This is a genomic window from Pantoea sp. VS1 (assembly GCF_002207995.1).
Lineage (GTDB): Bacteria > Pseudomonadota > Gammaproteobacteria > Enterobacterales > Enterobacteriaceae > Pantoea > Pantoea dispersa.
Map to the genome: position 1 here is coordinate 268614 of NZ_NHZE01000045.1, position 19033 is coordinate 287646.

17 protein-coding genes and 1 pseudogene are annotated in these 19033 nt (G+C 58.4%); 13 read left to right on the top strand and 5 right to left on the bottom strand.

Annotated features, from left to right (window positions below; genetic code table 11):
• The first annotated feature begins 161 nt into the window (after positions 1–161).
• From CBW22_RS18045 to CBW22_RS18055, 3 genes are read left to right on the top strand one after another with little or no spacing between them, the layout of a single operon-like run.
• Entirely contained in the window at positions 162–1295 is a 1134-nt protein-coding gene (locus tag CBW22_RS18045) for an ROK family transcriptional regulator (RefSeq protein ID WP_088517402.1), read from the top strand.
• An 11-nt stretch (positions 1296–1306) separates the two neighbouring features.
• Positions 1307–2749: a M81 family metallopeptidase gene (locus tag CBW22_RS18050; RefSeq protein WP_088517403.1), complete on the top strand. Its 1443-nt coding sequence runs from the start codon at positions 1307–1309 to the stop codon at positions 2747–2749.
• Positions 2746–4542: an ABC transporter ATP-binding protein gene (locus CBW22_RS18055; protein ID WP_088517404.1), complete on the top strand. Its 1797-nt coding sequence runs from the start codon at positions 2746–2748 to the stop codon at positions 4540–4542. The genes CBW22_RS18050 and CBW22_RS18055 overlap by 4 nt, the downstream gene beginning before the upstream one ends.
• Positions 4543–4559: 17 nt before the next feature.
• On the opposite strand, the gene CBW22_RS18060 is transcribed toward CBW22_RS18055, so the two are convergent.
• Positions 4560–5729, bottom strand: coding sequence for an ROK family transcriptional regulator (locus CBW22_RS18060; RefSeq protein ID WP_058759002.1), 1170 nt, complete (start codon positions 5727–5729; stop codon positions 4560–4562).
• A gap of 264 nt (positions 5730–5993) precedes the next feature.
• Between CBW22_RS18060 and CBW22_RS18065 the strand changes: the two genes are divergently transcribed.
• The 5 genes from CBW22_RS18065 to CBW22_RS18085 are packed head-to-tail and all read left to right on the top strand — an operon-like array spanning position 5994 to position 11018.
• Entirely contained in the window at positions 5994–7232 is a 1239-nt protein-coding gene (locus CBW22_RS18065; protein ID WP_088517405.1) for an extracellular solute-binding protein, read from the top strand.
• Between the two features lie 9 nt (positions 7233–7241).
• Positions 7242–8153 (top strand): carbohydrate ABC transporter permease, encoded by a 912-nt coding sequence (locus CBW22_RS18070; RefSeq protein ID WP_088517406.1) that lies wholly within the window; start codon positions 7242–7244, stop codon positions 8151–8153.
• Entirely contained in the window at positions 8143–8982 is an 840-nt protein-coding gene (locus tag CBW22_RS18075; RefSeq protein WP_088517407.1) for a carbohydrate ABC transporter permease, read from the top strand. Before CBW22_RS18070 ends, CBW22_RS18075 begins: the two co-directional genes overlap by 11 nt.
• On the top strand, positions 8982–9932 hold the full coding sequence (locus tag CBW22_RS18080; protein ID WP_441339120.1) for a carbohydrate kinase family protein: 951 nt from the start codon (positions 8982–8984) through the stop codon (positions 9930–9932). The genes CBW22_RS18075 and CBW22_RS18080 overlap by 1 nt, the downstream gene beginning before the upstream one ends.
• Positions 9933–9935: 3 nt before the next feature.
• Entirely contained in the window at positions 9936–11018 is a 1083-nt protein-coding gene (locus CBW22_RS18085) for an ABC transporter ATP-binding protein (protein WP_088517409.1), read from the top strand.
• 119 nt (positions 11019–11137) lie between these two features.
• On the opposite strand, the gene CBW22_RS18090 is transcribed toward CBW22_RS18085, so the two are convergent.
• Positions 11138–12547 (bottom strand): MFS transporter, encoded by a 1410-nt coding sequence (locus CBW22_RS18090; RefSeq protein WP_088517410.1) that lies wholly within the window; start codon positions 12545–12547, stop codon positions 11138–11140.
• A 115-nt stretch (positions 12548–12662) separates the two neighbouring features.
• Between CBW22_RS18090 and CBW22_RS18095 the strand changes: the two genes are divergently transcribed.
• The 3 genes from CBW22_RS18095 (at position 12663) to CBW22_RS18100 (ending at position 14140) form a co-directional block, all read left to right on the top strand.
• Positions 12663–13517: a helix-turn-helix transcriptional regulator gene (locus CBW22_RS18095; protein WP_088517411.1), complete on the top strand. Its 855-nt coding sequence runs from the start codon at positions 12663–12665 to the stop codon at positions 13515–13517.
• Positions 13518–13589: 72 nt separating this feature from the next.
• A complete protein-coding gene (locus CBW22_RS26395; protein WP_021508895.1) occupies positions 13590–13763 on the top strand; it encodes a hypothetical protein in 174 nt (57 codons plus the stop codon).
• Between the two features lie 29 nt (positions 13764–13792).
• Positions 13793–14140: a hypothetical protein gene (locus tag CBW22_RS18100; protein ID WP_021508894.1), complete on the top strand. Its 348-nt coding sequence runs from the start codon at positions 13793–13795 to the stop codon at positions 14138–14140.
• 39 nt (positions 14141–14179) lie between these two features.
• Here the strand turns inward: CBW22_RS18100 and CBW22_RS18105 are convergent, their stop codons facing one another.
• Positions 14180–15373, bottom strand: a complete 1194-nt coding sequence (locus CBW22_RS18105; protein WP_058781047.1) for a zinc-dependent alcohol dehydrogenase — start codon at positions 15371–15373, stop codon at positions 14180–14182.
• Between the two features lie 263 nt (positions 15374–15636).
• On the opposite strand from CBW22_RS18105, the gene CBW22_RS18110 reads away from it, so the two are divergent.
• Complete coding sequence (locus CBW22_RS18110) at positions 15637–16344, top strand: phage antirepressor KilAC domain-containing protein (RefSeq protein WP_176428142.1); 708 nt, start codon at positions 15637–15639, stop codon at positions 16342–16344.
• 34 nt (positions 16345–16378) lie between these two features.
• Here CBW22_RS18110 and CBW22_RS18115 read toward each other — a convergent pair whose 3' ends face one another.
• The gene (locus tag CBW22_RS18115) at positions 16379–16594 is read right to left on the bottom strand and encodes a hypothetical protein (protein WP_021508891.1); all 216 of its coding nucleotides are present in this window, start codon (positions 16592–16594) and stop codon (positions 16379–16381) included.
• Between the two features lie 141 nt (positions 16595–16735).
• A pseudogene (locus CBW22_RS18120) lies at positions 16736–18007 on the bottom strand (NAD(P)/FAD-dependent oxidoreductase).
• Positions 18008–18124: 117 nt separating this feature from the next.
• Here CBW22_RS18120 and CBW22_RS18125 point away from each other — a divergent pair.
• Positions 18125–19030, top strand: coding sequence for a polyprenyl synthetase family protein (locus tag CBW22_RS18125; protein ID WP_022547229.1), 906 nt, complete (start codon positions 18125–18127; stop codon positions 19028–19030).
• Positions 19031–19033: the final 3 nt, after the last annotated feature.

Here is a 19033-nt window from a genome sequence, read left to right on the forward strand (position 1 = left end):
GACGATATATAAGGCACACTCTGCAAACAAAAGCCAAGATGTCAGTTCATATATTTTACTTATAATTCGATCTGCATTCAGAAAATAAACTAAATACGCTTGAATTTGTTTTCACGGCTGATTAATGTCGGCCAAATACAGCCTGTGCCGTGAGAACCCGGATGCTTAATGCTCATCAGCAACAAATTCTGCGTTTATTAATTGCTTCGCATGGCATGAGCCGCACGGCAATTGCGGAAAAAATGAAGCTGAGTAAAGCCGCAATCAGCACATTAATCAAAGAGATGCTTAGCGCAGGACTGCTTGAAGAGAGCATTCCGGAAAGTAACGGTCAGGGTCGGCCTTCGGTGTTATTAAAAATGCGTGCCGACAGCGCCTATTTTCTCGGTGCGTCGTTGCTCGGTGACGATGTGTATCTGGTGCTGACGGATATGCATGGCCGCATCCTGGCCAGTACCCACATGCCGCTGAATCCCGATCCTGCGCTGCTGGCTGGTGCGCTGGCCGCCGCCATCCCCGGCCTGCTTGCACAAAAAGGCATCTCCGCCGATCAGCTCATCGGGCTGGGCGTCACGCTTTCCGGCTTTGTGGATGAAAACCAGGCGGTGTGCGTCCAGTCTGCACTGCTGGGCTGGAAAAACGTCCCGCTGGCGGCACTGCTTAACGCGCAAACCGGTCTGGAGGTATCACTGGAAAACGATGCCAAAGCTCTGGCGGTCAGCGAAAAGATTTTCGGCGTGGCGAAAAAGGCACGGAATTTCACCCTGATTTCCCACGGCGACGGCATTGGCTCCGCGCACTTCTTTCAGGGACAGCTGCACCGCGGCGCGCACGGTGGGGCCGGTGAAATTGCTCACTGTACCGTAGAGCCCGGCGGGCGTCCGTGCCGCTGCGGCAAACGCGGCTGCCTTGATACGCTGGCGTCGCTCACTGCAATGCGTGAAAGCATGCGTGACAAACAGCTGCCCTGCACCAGCGTTGCCGAACTGGAAGCGCTGGCGGTAAAAGGCAATAGCGCCGCGATCGCCATTTTGCACCAGGCAGGTGACGCACTTGGCCTCGCCATCGCCAATATCATTCAGATGAACGATCCGGAGATGATTGTCATCGCCCATCAGCCGGATGCATTCGACGGCCTGCTCAGAACCGTGGTGATGCAGGCGGTAGATAGTCACGTGTTGCCTTCAATCATGGGCAAGACGCCCATCGCCAGCATGGCGATTGATCAGTTGAGCTGGGCCCGCGCCGCAGCCAGTGTGGCGGCTTACCGTTTTATCGTTCACTTACCCGACTAGCGGAGTCTGTTATGCGCATTGCCTATGGTGGAATTCATACTGAATGCAGTACCTGGAATCCGGTGCTCAATTACGCCGACGATTTCCGCATCGTGCGGGGTGAAGCGATGACGACCAATCCCTATTTCGCCTTTCTGCAGGATTACGCGGCCGAATTTCTGCCGACCTTTCACGCCCGCGCCATTGCCGGTGGGCCAGTAGCACGTGTGACCTATGATGCCTTCAAACAGGAGTTTCTCCATCGGCTCGAGGCGTATTTGCCCGTGGATGGCGTTTACCTGGCGATGCACGGCGCAGTTTATGTCGAAGGGATGGAAGACGCGGAAGGCGACTGGATTAGCGCGACGCGCGAGCTGGTCGGGCCCGATTGTCCGATTAGCGTCAGCTACGATCTGCACGGTAATGTCTCGCAGCGCATCATCGACGCGATCGATATGTTTTCGACCTACCGCACGGCACCGCATATCGATGTGGAAGAGACCATGCGCCGCTCCGTCTCAATGCTGGTCAATAGCCTGCAAAGCGGCATCCGACCGGGCGTGGTGTGGGCACCGATCCCCGTGGTGCTGCCAGGCGAGCGCACCAGCACGGAAGATGAACCGGCCAAAAGCCTTTACGCCAGCCTGCCCGGGATTAACGCACTTGAACATATCTGGGATGCTTCGCTGATGGTTGGCTATGTCTGGGCGGATGAGCCACGCGCCACGGCGGCCGCCATCATGACCGGTACCGATGCCGATGTGCTGTCTGAGCAGGCGGCCAAACTGGCGCTGGCTTACTGGCAGGCGCGTGAGCAATTTGTATTTGGCTGCGTGACCGGCAGTACTGAAGAGTGCGTACGCATGGCGATTTCCAGCCCTGGAGGACCGGTGATTCTCGCCGACTCCGGCGATAACCCGACCGGCGGCGGCGTGGGCGATCGGGCCGATGTACTGGCCGAACTGCTGCGGCAAAATGCGCAGGATGTCATTGTTGCGGGTATTACCGATAAACCGGCCACGGAGGCGGCCTTCGCCGCGGGCGTCGGTGCCCGGCTCTCCCTGACTATCGGTGCCACGCTGGATCCTGCTGGCGGCAAAGTCAGTGGCGAGTTTGACGTGCTACTGCTGAGTGATGATGCCCGTTCAGTTGCCCGTCAGGCGCTGCTGAAGATCGCAGGCATTACCGTGGTGGTTGCCGATCGGCGTCGTCCTTATCACAACCTGGCAGATTTCGCCCTGCTCGGACTCGATCCGCGCCAGGCAAAAATTGTGGTGGTGAAATCCGGTTACCTGTCGCCCGAGCTGGCGCCGATTGCCAATCCCAACCTGATGGCGCTGTCGGAAGGTGTGGTCGATCAGTATGTTGAACGGTTGGTGCGCAAGCGCAAGCTGCAGCCGGCTTATCCGTTCGACACCGATTTTACCTATGTGCCGGTCAGCACCCGCTCGGCGCGCTTTGTGGCGGCACAATGAATCGCGCTGATCCGCCGGTGCTGAGCATCGAAAATCTCACCGTCGCGTTTCGCAGCGATGACCGCTGGCGTGAGGTGGTGAAAAACGTCTCTTTTACCCTCGGGGCCGGTGAAACGCTGGCGATCGTCGGTGAGTCGGGCTCAGGCAAAAGCGTTACCTCGATGGCGATCATGCGTCTGCTGAATAGCCGTCACGCACGTATCAGCGGCAAAGTGCTGCTGAACGGCGTGGACTTGCTCACGCTGAGCGAACGTGCAATGCGCGATATCCGCGGCAATGCCATCGCGATGATATTCCAAGAGCCGATGACCAGCCTTAATCCGTCGTTCACTATTGGTCATCAGATTGCTGAGGCGCTGATCGCACACCGCAAAATCAGCGCACGCGCCGCCCGCGAAGAGACCATCCGGCTGCTGGAGAAAGTGCGTATTCCCAACGCGGCCAAACGCTTCAGTGACTACCCGCACCACTTTTCCGGCGGCATGCGTCAGCGCGTGATGATCGCCATGGCGCTGGCGCTGCGTCCGAAACTGCTGATTGCTGACGAGCCGACCACGGCGCTCGACGTCACGATTCAGGGTCAAATCCTTGACCTGATCAAGACCCTGCAGGAGGAGGAAGGCACCGCCGTGCTGTTCATCACCCACGATATGGGTGTGGTGGCAGAAGTCGCCGACCGAACGCTGGTGATGTACCAGGGCGAGATGGTTGAAAGCGGCAGCACCGCCGCGATTTTTTCAGCCCCGGCGGCAGAGTATACCCGCACGCTGATTGCAACCGTGCCGCAGCTGGGTGCCATGCGCGGCATTGATGGACCGCGTAAGTTTGCGCTCAACGGCGAAGCGCCGGTGGCGCAGGCGCGGCAGACGCCGCAAGGGCAAACGCCGCTGCTGTCAGTGAAGAACCTCAGCACGCGCTTCAGCATTCACGAAGGGCTGTTCAGCCGTAAAACCGGTGCGGTGCACGCCGTGGAGAATATCTCATTTGATTTGCTGCCGGGTGAAACCTTGTCGCTGGTCGGCGAATCCGGCTGTGGTAAATCCACCACCGGCCGCTCGCTGACGCGGCTGGTGCAGCCGGCCTCCGGACAGATTGCTTTTGATGGCAGCGACGTGCTGACCCTCTCCCGGCAGGAACTGCGCAAGCTGCGCTGCGCCATGCAGATGATTTTTCAGGATCCGTTTGCCAGCCTTAACCCGCGTATGTCGGTCCTGGAAGCCCTCACCGAACCTTTTTTACAGCATCGGCTGGGCAGTAAGGCCGCTGCACAGAGCAAAGCGGCCGAACTGATGACGCGCGTTGGCCTGCCCGCAACTATGCTGAAACGCTATCCGCACGAATTTTCCGGCGGCCAGCGTCAGCGCATCTGCATTGCCCGTGCGCTGATGCTCGATCCGAAAATGATCATTGCCGACGAGTCGGTGTCCGCCCTTGATGTCACCGTGAAAGCGCAGATCATCAATCTGCTGCTCGATCTGCAACACAGCCTGAATCTGTCGTATCTGTTTATCTCACACGATATGGCGGTAGTGGAGCGCATCAGCCATCGTGTGGCGGTGATGCTGCTGGGAGAGATTGTTGAGATTGGACCGCGCGCGGCTATTTTTGAGAATCCGCAGCACCCTTACACACAAAAACTGCTCGCGTCGGTGCCGGTGCCCGATCCGGCGCGCCGCCATTTAAAACGGCACGTGGACGTCAGCGAGCTGAAGAGCCCGGTGCGTGCCAATGGATTTGTGCCGGAAACACGGCATTATCAGGAAGTGAGCGCCGGACACTGGGTGATGCGGTAAGACGCTGGCCGCGTTTTTCACTTCATCAGCACCTGGAACTGCGGATTAAACTCATCAAAAATTGGCAGAGCCGCTGCGCCGAGGGCGGCGGTGTCGCTGCCGGTCATGCCGGTCTTGAGTCGCGTACCGGTCAGATAGCGGCCGCGCACCGATTGGTAGAGCGGCGGCAGGCGCTGAATAATTTTATCCAGCAACACCGCAGGCATCATGCCGCCGATAATCACGCTCTCGGCATCAAAGATACACTCCAGCATGTTAATACCCTGGCGCAGCGGCGTGAGCACAGTATCGATCCAGCGATCAAACAGCGCCGGATCAACCTGCAGTAAATCTTCCGGCAGCGCGCTCATCGGGTCCAGCCCGCAGAATTCGTAAGCGGCCTGCAGCGAAACATAACGCTCCAGGCAGCCATGATTGCCGCAGTAACACTCACGTCCACCGGGTTCAACCACCACATGCCCCACTTCACCGGCGTTGTGCGCATGGCCGCTATACACATGGCCATCCATGATGATGCCCGCGCCCAGGCCCGTGCCAATATACAGATAAATAAAGGAATTAAGATGACGCGCCACGCCGTGAAAGCGTTCGCCAATCGCCGCGACGGTGGCATCATTCTCCAGCGTCACCGGCAGCCCGCTCATCTCAGCAAGACGCGCAGCGATATCAACATCCTCCCAGCCGTGCAGCGTGGTCGGCCCCATTGACGAGATACCCTCCACACCAAACGGCCCCGGCATCACCACGCCAATACCCAGCACTTTTTGCCAGCGCGGCCCGGTCTGCTGTTTGATCTCCGCCAGCACCCCGGCAATGCGCGCTAATGTGGCATCCGGCTGCGGTTTTTGCACCATAATAAGGCGGCGAAAATGGATTTCACCGGTGAGGTCCACCAGCACAATCAGTAGCGTCTGATGGTCGAGATGGATGCCGATGGAAAACGCACTGGCCGGATTCAGGGTGACCGGAATCGCCGGCTGACCGCGGCCCTGCTTACGCGGCTGACGGCTGGTGAGCAACTCCGCCTGCTCCAGTTCAGCGACGATATTCGAGACGGTTTGCGGCGTTAACGCGGTCAGTCGCGCCAGCTCGGCACGGGTCAGCTCACCGTGCAGGCGTATCGCTTCGATAATCACCCGACGATTGTGCGCGCGCGCATGTTCAAGATTGGTTCCCGACGTTTTCATCCTGCTCGCTTCCCTCTTTTAACCACCGCTGCGGACCGCCGCCTCAATATCTATGATCGGCCACACATTTTACAACCTGTTTACCTGACAGCGGCAAAAATCTGTGCAAAGTAGTGTCGGATGGCAGCGTTGTTTTCTGCCCTGGCACGTCCCTTGCTTTAGCTCACTGCTGTCAGCCACTGCGCGCTGGCAATCTGTGCGCGATATTAAATCAATCAAATTGATTTAATTAAACACCCTCTACTGCATGAAGGCGAGAACGCAATGAAAAATCAGATGAAAGGTTGTTTTGCCGCCGTACTGTTCGCCTGCGCGGGCAGCGCGGCAGCGGCTACCACTACGCTTAACGCCCTGTTTATGACCCAGGCGGCCTACAGTGAAAACGATATCCGCGCCATGACTCAGGCGTTTCAGACAGCGCACCCGGACGTACAGGTCAATCTGGAGTTTGTTCCTTACGAAGCGCTGCACGATAAGATCGTCGCGGCACGCGGCGCGGGCGGTAACGGTTACGATGTGGTGCTGTTTGATGCCATCTGGCCGGCGGAATTCAGTAAGTTCGACCTGTTGCAGGATGTCAGCAGCCGCATCAGCGCAGATGAAAAAGAGAAAATCTTCCCCGGCGCAATGAACACCGTGGTGTTCAAAGGCAAAACACTGGGCATGCCGTGGATCCTCGACACCAAATATCTCTATTACAACAAAGCGATGCTGGAAAAAGCCGGCATCAAAGATCTGCCGCAAACCTGGCAGCAGGTGATGGATGATGCGCGCATCATTAAGCAGAAAAATATCGTTAAATATCCGCTGGTATGGAGTTGGTCACAGGCGGAAGCGCTGGTGTGTGACTACACCACGCTGGTCTCCGGCTTCGGCGGCAAATTCTATAACAACGGTAAGCTCGATTTCTCTACGCCAGCCTCGCTGCAGGCGGTGAAGCTGATGAAAAGCTCGCTTGATGAGGGGCTGACCAACCCGGCTTCGCGCGAATATCTGGAAGAGGACGTGCGCAAAGCCTTCTCCAACGGCGATGCGGCTTTCGCTCTCAACTGGACCTACATGTACAACATGGCCAACGATGCCAAACAGAGTAAAGTCGCCGGCCAGGTTGGCATCATGCCGGCACCTGGCGATGCGCCCAATCGTTTCGGCGCGGTCAACGGTTCGATGGGTCTGGGCATTGCCAAAGGCAGCAGCCATCCGGAGCAGGCGTGGCAGTACATCAGTTACATGACTTCGCAGCCGGTACAGAATAAATACGCCACGCTCAGTCTGCCGATCTGGAAAAGCTCCTATCAGGATCCCGCGGTCAGTAAGAATCAGGAGAGCCTGATCGCTGCTGCCGACAAATCGCTGAATGTCATGCTGTCGCGTCCGGAAACCGCTGATTACTCACGTCTCTCCAACACCCTGCAGCAGCAGCTGCAACAGGTTCTGGTCGGCAGCGCGACACCGGAAGCGGCCATGCAGGCGGTAGACAATAGTGCGGCGCGTCTGCGTTAAGGGGTCAGTATGCTGAGTTTGCGTCAACGCGAACAACGGCAGGCGTGGGTGCTGCTGGCACCCATGCTACTGGTGATGCTGTTGCTCACCGCCTGGCCGCTGCTGCGCACTATCTGGCTGAGTTTTACCGATGCCGCGCTGATTGGCAGCGGCGGTGAAGCGCCGCAATGGATTGGCCTGGAGAACTATCTCTACGCCATTACCGATGCGGATTTTCAAACCTCGCAGTGGCGCACGCTCTACTTCACCGTGGTGTCGGTAGCGATTGAAGGCGTCATCGGCGTGCTGGTTGCGCTGCTGCTCAACCAGAAATTCGCCGGACGTAACGTGCTGCGCGTGCTGGTGATTCTGCCGTGGGCGCTGCCAACCATTGTGAACGCCATGATGTGGCGCCTCAATTTCAATCCGGACTACGGCAGTATCAACGCCCTGCTGACGCAGCTCGGTATCATTGATGGCTACCGCAGCTGGCTCGGGTCCCCGGCTTCCGCACTCAACGCGGTAATGTTTGCCGACATCTGGAAAAACTATCCGCTGGTGACGCTGCTGGTGCTGGCAGCGCTGCAGTCGGTGCCGGAGGATCTTTACGAAGCGGCACGGCTGGATGGCGCATCGGCATGGCGGCGTTTCCGTGCCATCACCTTTCCGGCGATTGTTGGCTCGCTCAGCGTGGCGCTGGTGTTACGCACCATCGACGCCTTTAAGATCTTCGACATCATCTATGTAATGACGCGCGGCGGTCCGGTCGACAGCACCAAAACGCTGAGCTTTTACGTCTATCAGGAATCCTTCAGCTACCTGCGCGCCGGCAGCGGTGCGGCTTATGCCATGTTAATGACGCTGCTGTGCGCAGTGCTGATCACCCTTTACATGCTATTACTGTGGCGGCAGCGCCGTCGGGGAAGTGCCTATGAAGGTTAAACTGTGTACCTGCGCTAAATACGCGGCGGCGCTGCTGGTGGCGCTCTCCGTCGTGGCACCGATGGGCTGGCTGTTTCTGATGAGCGTCAGCGCCACCAGCGATCTGACACGCGTGCCGCTGGAGTGGCTGCCGCGCCAGTGGGATTTCAGCCGCTACGGCAGGTTGATCTCGCTGGAACCCGGCCAGCCCGGCGCGCTGTTTCTGCATGCGCTGGGTAATAGCCTGCTGGTGGCAACCGGCGCAACCCTGGTGTGCCTGCTGCTGGCGATCCCGGCAGCGTTCAGCTTCTCGCGCTATCGCGGCCGTGACGGCTGGCTGTTCGCCTCTCTGGCCATCTATATGGTGCCGCCGGTGGCGTTTGTGCTGCCGCTCTACTTTCTGCTGCAGCAGTTCGATCTGCTCAACACCCGACCCGGTTTGATCATCGTCTACTGCTCGCTGATTTTGCCGTTTCTCACCTGGATGCTGAAAAACCAGTTTGATGCCCTGCCGCAGGATATCGAACAGGCCGCGCGTCTTGATGGGCTGCGCGTCTGGCAGGTGCTGCTGCGCATTACGCTGCCGCTGGCGAAACCGGTGCTGGGCGCGGCGGCGCTGTTTGGCTGGCTGCTGGCGTGGGATGAATTTTTCTACGCCCTGCTGTTCACCAGTAACATCGCCGCGCAAACCCTGCCGGTCACCATTGCCGGCTTTACCGCAGGCCGCGCCACCGACGATGGGCTGATTGCCGCCGTCGGTATTCTGGCGTCGGTTCCTCCTCTCTTTATCGCTATCTGGCTGCAAAAAACGCTGGTCAGCGGCCTTGCCAGTGGCGGGAGCAAAGGATGATGAGCAATAAGGAAGCCCGCGCCACGCTCTACGTGGTGGGCAATATCAATGTCGATGTCATCATGGGTACGCTGGACAGCTGGCCGCAGCGCGGCACCGAAGTGATGCTGCAGCACAGTGAGCTGCGTCCGGGCGGTTCGGCGGGCAACTGCGCGCTGGCGCTGGAAGCGATGCAGGTGCGCCATCGCGCCGTCGCTAATCAGGGTGATGACGGCCTCAGCGCATGGCTGGCGAGCCATTTTCCGCACAGCGCGGCGCACTGGACACGCTATCCCTGCGAAACCTCGCTCACCGTTGGCGTCACGCACTCCGATCACGAGCGATCGTTCCTCAGCAATCTCGGTCACATTGTGCGGCTCAGCGCGCAGGACGTGCTGAGCCAGCTCCCGGCGCAAGCCAGCAGCGGCGATATCGTGCTGTTGTGCGGCACGTTTCTCTGCCTGCAACTGTATGAGGACTATCCGCAGTTGCTGGCCGAACTGCAGCAGCGCGGGTTTATCACCGCCGTCGATACCGGCTGGCCGCCGCAGGGCTGGAGCGATGAGGTACGTGCGCAGATCGGCCGCTGGCTGCCGCAGTGCGACTGGCTGCTGCTCAATGAAGTCGAAACGCTCGGGCTGAGTGGAGCAGATGATCTGCACACCGGCGCGCACCTGCTGGCGCAACGGCTCAGCGGGCGCGGTGGCTGCGTGGTGAAATGCGGTGCGCAGGGCGCGGGCTGCTGGCAACGTCAGCACAGCCTGCAACAGCCCGGTCGCGCGGTCGCGGTGGTCGACACCATCGGTGCCGGCGACAGCTTTAACGCCGGTTTTCTTACCGCGCTGCTGCATCAGCAGGATCTTGCCACCGCGCTGCAATGGGGCATTGCGGTGGCCTCACTGGCAATCAGCACGCAGCCACGTCGCTATCCCGACTGGCAACAACTGCAACTATGCGCACAGGAGTTTTAAATTATGGCCGGTGTTGAACTCGTTAAAGTGGCCAAGCGCTACGGTAAACAGTCGGTGCTGCATCCGCTCGACCTGACCATTCCCGACGGCAGCTTTACCGTGCTGGTTGGCCCGTCCGGCTGCGGCAAGTCGACGCTGCTGCGCCTGCTCGCCGGACTGGAGAGCCTGTCCGACGGCGCGATTCTGATGGATAAAGTGCAGATTAACGATCGCGATCCCGCCGATCGCGACATTGCGATGGTGTTTCAGAGTTATGCGCTCTATCCGCACCTGACGGTGGCCGAAAACCTGGCGTTTCATATGCAGGTGAAAAAGGTACGCCGCGATGAGCAGCAGCAGAAAATCGCGCGTATCGCCGCGATTCTTGGCATTGATAAGCTGCTGCAGCGCTACCCGCGCGCGCTATCGGGTGGGCAGCGTCAGCGCGTGGCGATGGGCCGCGCCATGGTGCGTAATCCGCAGGTGTTTCTGTTTGACGAACCGCTCTCTAACCTTGATGCCCAGCTGCGCATGGAGCTGCGCGCCGAGATCAAGTCGCTGCATCAGCGTTTCAAAACCACCATGGTGTATGTCACGCACGATCAGGTAGAAGCGATGACGCTGGCCGACCAGATTGTGGTGATGAAAGAGGGACGCATCGTGCAACAGGGCGCACCGCTGGCGATCTACGATCGTCCGGCAGATACCTTTGTGGCGCGTTTTATTGGTTCGCCGCCCATGAACCTGTTACCGGCACAATTGCTGGCGCATGACGGCGTGCCGGGCGTGCAGTGTCAGGACTGGTGGCAGCCGCTGCCCGCGCAGTGGCAGGCGGTGGCACGGGAACGTGAAGGCGCTGCCGTGACGCTGGGGGTGCGCCCGCACGATCTGTGCGAAGTGCAGGACGGCGCGCCTGCGAGGGTGAACGTGGTGGAGATTACCGGGGAATCAACCCTGCTGCACCTTGACTGGCACGGTCATGCGCTGCATATGCAGATGGCCGGACGGCATGCAGCCAGCAGTGGTGCGACGCTGCGCATCGGTTTCAATCCGCAAAAAATTCATCTGTTCGATGCCGAAAGTGGTTTACGCCTGGCGGAAAAGTAAGCGCGGCGCGGTTTTCAGGTGCCGGGGCGCATCAATGCGCACCCGGCCCAAAAACCTGTTATTACCTTGCAGGGTCAGCGTTTACGGTGACCAGAATGGCTGACTTTTTCCCTCCGGCGTCAGCCTTCAGCCGTCGCCGGCTGGAATGTCCGGCGGTTGACGCTGGTCAGCACCACCAGCAGTGCCATCATCAGCAACTCCACCGCCAGCGTACCGCTGATGGCTGCCAGATGATTACCATGCTGATTGATCTGGGTGAACACGCCGCCGAGCAGCATCGGTCCCAGTCCCAGCGCCGATTGCTGCACGGTAGACAGCACCGCACTGCCTGCGCCGGCCTGATGATGCGGCACCCCGCTCATGCCAATGCGGTAGAAGGTGCTGACAATAAACGACTGGCCAAAGCCAATCAGCGCGGTAGCCGGAATCAACGTGACAATGCCCACCCGCGGCCACGCCAGCTGCAGCGTCGCGATCAGCGCCACCAGCCCGACCATCTGAATCGCACAGCCAGACAGTAACGTGGCACGTTTACCATAGCGCTCAACCATGCGGGTAGTACGCATTGAGCCGATAAAATAGGCCGCGCCCAGGGCAATAAACGCGTTGCCGGACTGGAAAGCGGTCATGCCGATGCCGGATTGCAGCGTCAGCGCCACCGCGAACATAAAGCCGCTCCAGCAGGAGAAAAACAGCACCGCCAGCGTCAGACCAAAACGCACGCTGGAGAGACGCAGCAGCGAGGGCGGCAGCAGCGGCGATCCGCCAGCGGCTTCCAGTCGCAGCGCGCTGTGGCGCAGTCGATGCAGAAACAACGGAAACAGCGCCAGCAGTAACAGGCACGGCCACGACCAGTGCAGCAGCGGCCCCAGCGCGAGTGCCAGCATCAGACAGCCGATCGCGCCAGCCAGCAGCAGCGTACCGCTCACATCCACCGGCACCCGCTTGAGGTTATGCGTTTCCGGCACGAAGCGGCGCGCGGTTAGCAGGACGAACAGGCAGATCGGCAGGTTGATGAGAAACACGCTGCGCCAGCCGTAGCCGCCAATATCGGCTTTGATCAAAAAACCGCCCAGCACCTGGCCAATAATAAAAGCCAGCCCGCCGATACCGCCGTACAGGCCAATCGCCCGCGCATGTGCCCTGCCCTGCAGCGTAACGTGCAGCGTGGCGAGAATCTGCGGCACCATAAAAGCGGCACCGACGCCCTGCAGCGCGCGCGCAAACATCAGCATGCCGACGCTGTTAGCGATGCCGCACAATAATGACGCAATGCCAAAGATCCACACGCCGGCAAGAAACACGCGACGGCGGCCAAAGTTATCGCCCAGGCGTCCGCCCATCGCCAGACAAATAGCAAAAGCGATACCGTACACCGCCACGATCAGCGCCAGCGCGATCGGCGAGGCACGCAGCGATTGCGCCATCGCATCCAGCGCGACGTTGACGATGGAAAAGTCGATCATCGGCAATAGTTGCCCGGCCAGCAGGATCACCAGTCCTGCACGTTGAAGTTGCGATGTCTGCATAGCGTTAACCTTGTTTTTAGTTTCACTACGGCATAGCATCACCTAACCGTTAAACGGGTACCAGTTCTTGATTATCATGGTATAAATTCTACCCGTCTCGTCTGGAGAGCTGCTGATGAGCACCGCGCAAACCCTTACCCCCGCTGAGCTGAACAACCGTAAATTACTCGGTACCTTTTTACGTACGCGCCGTGAGAGCCTGGATCCTAACCGCCTCGGTTTACCGCGTATGCGTCAGCGCCGCACGCCGGGTTTACGCCGTGAAGAGGTGGCGCAGCTGGCGGATGTCGGCGTCACCTGGTACACCTGGCTGGAACAGGGGCGCGATATCAAAGCCTCCACCAAAACGCTGACGGCCATCGCCAGCGCCCTGCAATGCAATGATGTTGAGACGCAGCATCTTTTCTCGCTGGCCGGACACACCCTGCCATCGACGCGCGTCGCCGCTGCCTGCTGCAAACTCGCCGGACATAATCAGCAAATGCTGGATGCCATTCAGCTACCGGCGATCATCGAAACGCCGCGCTTCGATATCCTCGGCTATAACCAGGCGTGGTGTGCGCTGATGGGCATCGATTTAGACCAGATCGCGCCGGAAGATCACAACTGTATCTGGCTGGCGTTCAACCATGCCAGCTGGCGCAACATGATGATCGACTGGGACGAAGTAATGCCACAGATGGTGGCGATGTTTCGCGGTCAGATGGGCGAGCATCTGGGCGATCCGCACTGGGAGAGCTTCCTGGCGCGATTGCTGAACAGTTCCGATGAGTTCGCGCACACCTGGCAGCGCTACGAACTGGGCAAGGTGGAAAACCGCGTAAAACGCTTTTACCGTGCCGAAGTAGGCGAAATGACGCTGCGCCAGAACAACTGGTGGTCGGCGTCACGCAACGGTGACCGCCTGCTGGTGTATGTGCCGGATGATGCCGCCAGCGCAGCGGCGCTACAGCAACTGATTAATCCCTGAATCACCTGCGCTATCCCCAACCTTATTTATCCTGACTATGCTTATCAGACGATAATAAATTCAGGAGAGCGCATGAAACTACTTTATTTCGTTTCGCTTATTGCTGCAGCCGGTTATTTACTGGCTTTCTTACCTAAACTGCGCACCCGTCGCGAGCCTGTGGCTTATTGGGGGTGCTGGGCTTATTTAGGTCTGAACGCGGTATATTGGGCAGTATTTGCGTTTCGCTATTATTTTCTGCGCTAACCGTGGTAACGTCATGAAGGAGTTATGTTATGTCAGAAAACAACCGCGATCGGATGCCCTATTTACTCTATTTTTCCCGTCAGCGTTTACTGGTGGAAAATATCGATGGCCACATCGTTGATATTGGCGGTGCGGAAAGAGTGGGCGATCGTTATCGCTGGCAGCTGGACGGTAAAGATGCCGGGGGAGAAACAGAGCAGGAAGTGGACGAATTACTGGCGGAGGTGGAAAAACACCTGAGCTTTTTGTTCGTCGATGGCCAGTTTACCAGCCTGCCCGATGTCAGTGCTGATTATGGCGATCGGCTGGATAACGCGCCCTCACGGCAAATTGCACTACCCGAGCTCAACGACCGCGATGAAGATATCGTGCGTTAAGCCACTGAAGCAGGCTGCCGTCAGGCAGCCTGTCAGCACTCAGGCCGCCGGCGTGGTACTGGCCATACCGGGCACCAGAATCACTTTGCGGCAATCCTCTTTGCGTTTTTCAAAGATTTCATAGCCGCGCGCGGCCTCTTCCAGCGGCATATGGTGCGTCACAATCTCTTCCGGCGTCAGCAGCCCTTGCTCAATTAGCGACAGCAGACGCGGTAAATAGGCCTGCACATGCGTCTGGCCCATTTTAAATGTCAGTCCTTTATCGAATGCATCGCCAAACAGGAAGCCGTGGATAAAGCCGGCATACACGCCCGGCACGCTGACCACACCGCCACGGCGTACCGCCGCAATACACTGCCGCAGCGCCTTCCCGCTGCTGCCCTCCAGCTTCAGATTACTCATCACCGTTTCCGTCAGGCTGCCCTTGGCTTCAAAACCTACCGCATCGATTACCGCATCAACGCCCCGGTGGCCCTGGGTATGATCAATGATCCAGCCAGCAGGATCGTCAATTTCGTCAAAATTGATCGGCGTAACCCCATAACGCTGGCGGGCAAATTCCAGTCGATAAGCGTTGTGGTCAATCATAAAGATCTCTTCCGCCCCTACCAGGCGCGCGCAGGCGGCGCTCAGTAACCCGACCGGGCCGGCGCCAAAAATGGCGACGCTGGAGCCTTTATCCAGCCCGGCATTTTGCACTGCCTGCCAGGCGGTGGGCAGGATATCGGAGAGAAACAGCACTTTCTCATCCGGTAGCGCCAGCGGCACTTTAAATGGCCCGACATTGGCTTTTGGCACCCGTACATATTCCGCCTGGCCGCCCGGCACGCCACCGTACAGTTTGCTGTAACCAAATAACGCTGCAGGCGGGGTAATATTTTTCTTGTTTAAAATAGCACCGCGCCCGCTATTGGTATTTTCACAGGCCGCATACTGATGCAAATGACAAAAGAAACAGTCGCCACAGGCAATAACAAAGGGCACCACAACGCGATCGCCAATTTTTACGTTGGTAACTTCACTTCCCGCTTCGACTACTTCACCCATAAATTCGTGACCAAATATATCACCGTGATCGGTACCGGGAATTTTCCCGCGATAAAGATGTAAGTCGGAGCCGCAAATTGCCGTCGCGGTGACGCGTAAAATAATGTCGTCCGGCTGCTCTAAAATCGGGTCAGGAACAGTTTCAACACGCACCCGATGTGGGCCATGATAAGTTAACGCTTTCATAATCGGCTCCTCATAAATAAGCGTAACGAAAGGCTGTCTTTATTTAACCTGAATCGCTTAAGCCTGGTAGTAATAGTCGAATAGGCAAGCGTATCGGTATCGGGTGCAGAGCGGGGTCCGGCGCAGTTGCGCTTTGTGCGATATCTCGCAGAGAGGCATTTCTTACAGTAACGGCTAAAAATAATACTGGATATGCAAACAGTATATTGTATACTTATCCAGCAGTCTGATGGACTGTTCCACGTTTGTAAGAGGTGATACTGATGATGATCTCAACGGAAAGTCTTGCTGCTCTCAACGCAACTCTGCTGATGAGCAGCCGTGAAATTGCCAGAATAACCGGCATCACGCATGGCGAAGTGAAGCGCCTGATTAAAAGCCTGGAAACCGCGCAGCGCCTTTCCCAGCCTGTCACGGTGAATCATTACGAGCATGAAGGTGAGACACGTCAGGAGTTTCAGCTGAATAAACGTGACTCGCTGCTGGCGGTTGCTCGTCTTTCCCCTGGCTTTACCGCCGAACTACTGGACCGCTGGCAGGAGCGGGAAAAATTCACCCATCTGCCCGACTTCACCAATCCGGCGGAAGCGGCACGTGCCTGGGCAGAACAGTTTGAGCAACGCCGTGCGGCGGAACAGCAACTGGCGCTGACGGCCCCAAAGGCAGAATTCTTTGATCGCTTTGTTGATGTGCATGAGTCGCTGGGTTTTCGCCAGTTGTGCAAAATGCTCAAGGTGAAAGAGCCAGAGTTTCGGCAGTTTCTGCTTGAGCGCAACATTATGTACCGTGACAAAGGTGCGCTGACGCCACAGCAGCACCATCTGCAGGCTGGCTATTTTGCACTGCGCAGCGGAATGGGTGAAAACCATCATGCTTTTTCACAGGCACGATTCACCGCGAAAGGTGTGAAGTGGGTTGCCAGCCTGTGGGCCGGTCATGTCGCTGCACGGCCAAATGGTGTCGCCGCCTGATATTCAGCCGGTCAGGACGACCGGCTGGATTCGCTTAGCGCTGATGGCGGCGGCGCTGGAGCCGATGGCGAAACTGCCTGACCTCTTCGCGTGACCAGCAGCGAGAGGAGAGCGGCAGGCTGTCATCAACCGCCGCCGGCAGCGGCAATTTTTCCAGCGTGCCACGATTACACATAGCACGCGCCAGCGTGGTACAGGGGATATCAAGGTAATGCGCCATCTGCGGCAGCGTCATCAGGGTGGTACGCATACTCACCTCCATTTGGCTTATGTTTCGCCTTCCATGGTTGAGCAGCCCGGCAGATGTTTTTTTGATCGCGATCAGCCTACGCCTTAATTCAGGTTAAAAATTAATCAATCCGCCACCCTGTGGTCTGCTCCATCGCTTCGCTCACTGTGCCGCCGGAAAGTTTCGCCGAATCGGTGCAAACGCGCTGGCGGTTTTGCCGATCAGCCGTTGTGGCCGGAACTCTTTCAGCAGGTCGCTGGGACTGTCGCCGATCAGTTCTTCCGCCACCAGCCGGCCAATCAGCGGTGATAACGTGATGCCGCTGTGCGTCACCGCGACATACACGCGCTGATGCGGGGTGACAAAGCCCAGCGCCGGCAAGCCATCAGCCGGACGCGCCCGCTGCCCGACGACAATCTGCTCGATCTGCAACGCACCAGCCGTGGCAAACAGCGCACGGTAGCGCTCACGAAACTGATCGGCGATGGCACTATGAGTCGACGGCTGAGCGCCCGGATCGGCCAGGTGATCGAGATCCAGCGCCTGTAACAGTAACCGCCCGCCGCCGTCCGGCCGCACGTTCAGCTGCGGAGAAATCAGGTTGGTGCCAAGCGATAACGGCTGTGGTGCAGTGCGCGCCAGAAAGCTGCAGGCCACCGCATCAGGCTTGCTGGTGTCAATCAGCGCCAGTTCCAGACCAAGCGTATGCAGCAGCTGATTGGCCCAGCGTCCGGTCGCCAGCACCAGCCGGTCGCCCTGCCACTGCTCACCCTGCTCCAGCTGCACCGTCACGCCTTCCGCATTTTCACTAATATGCTAAATCGCCTGATGCTGATGCAGTACCGCGCCGTGCGCCTGCGCCTCTGACCACAGCCGTGCCAGATACAGCGCTGGATAGAGCACCGATTCCGTTGGAAAATGCCAGATGCTACCGTGTACCGCAGACGCGCGCAGTTCAGGAATTTCCTGCTGCAGCTCGGCCAGCGTCCTTTGCCGTGCTGCATAGCCAGCGGCCTGTAATGAGGTGGCACGCTGCTGCAGTTGCTGTTCAGCTTCACCCGCGCCGGCCCACTCCCAGGTGCCACAAGGTTCCAGCCAGCGCACGCCATTGGTCTGCGTCAGCTGCAGCCGGATATGCTCCTCCATCGCCAGCGCATTGAGGCGGTGATAGCTGGCAGGCTGTTTGCCGTTGGAGTTCACCCAGGCAAATGTGGTGCTGCTGGTGCCCGCGCCCATGTGTTGCCGGTCAAAGAGGGTCACCTGCGCGCCCTGCCTTGCCAGCGCCCACGCAACGGCGAGGCCGATCACACCCGCACCGATTACCGCCACTTTTTGCGTCGTCATAGCTGTCTCCTCTGATTGCCCGTCATCATAGCAGTCACCGCAGCGAAAACTGGCCTGAGGGTCATAGGAATTACTTCTCAGATTATTCAATAAATAAAAAAAGCGTGACGGTGCGTTAAAGTCGCTTCGCTCGCTGGCGCACTCCCCTTACCGGGTCTACGGTTAATTGAAAAAGCACAAGAATTTAACTAACCATGGAAAGCCGCTATGACCGCCCATGTCGATACCACAGCAAGCCAGGAAAGCGATCTCCTTCAGTTGCATCACGCATTGCAGGCCCATCTTGAACATTTATTGCCTGCCGGGCAGCAGGCCGATCGCGTTCGGGCCGCGATGCGTGCCGGCACGCTGGCACCGGGCAAACGTATTCGTCCGCTCTTGCTGCTGCTGGCAGCACGCGATATGGGCTGTGACGTGGCGCAGCAGGGCATCCTTGATCTTGCCTGTGCGGTCGAAATGGTACACGCTGCCTCACTGATCCTTGACGACATTCCATCAATGGATAACGCCCGGATGCGACGTGGACGCCCGGCAATCCACTGTGAATATGGGGAAAACGTGGCGATCCTGGCAGCGGTCGCGCTACTCAGCCGCGCCTTTGAGGTGATTGCACTCGCGCCGGGTCTGCCGGCAACGCACAAAGCCGAAGCCATTGCCGAGCTCTCCTCTGCCGTGGGCCTGCAGGGACTGGTTCAGGGTCAGTTCCAGGATCTGCATGACGGCGCACACAGCCGCAGTCCGGAAGCCATCACCCTGACCAACGAACTGAAAACCAGCGTCCTGTTTCGCGCCACGCTGCAGATGGCGGCGATTGCGGCCGATGCGTCAGTGCAGGTGCGTCAGCGTTTAAGCTATTTTGCGCAGGATTTAGGTCAGGCATTCCAGTTACTGGACGACCTGGCCGATGGCTCAAAACACACCGGCAAGGACTGTCATCAGGATCAGGGCAAATCCACGCTGGTGCAGATGCTGGGCCCGGAAGGGGCTGAACGTCGTTTGCGCGACCATTTAAGCAGCGCCGATGCACATCTTGCCTGCGCCTGCCATCGCGGTGTCGCCACCCGTCAATATATGCACGCCCTGTTTAATCAACAGCTGGCGATGTTCAACTGAAGC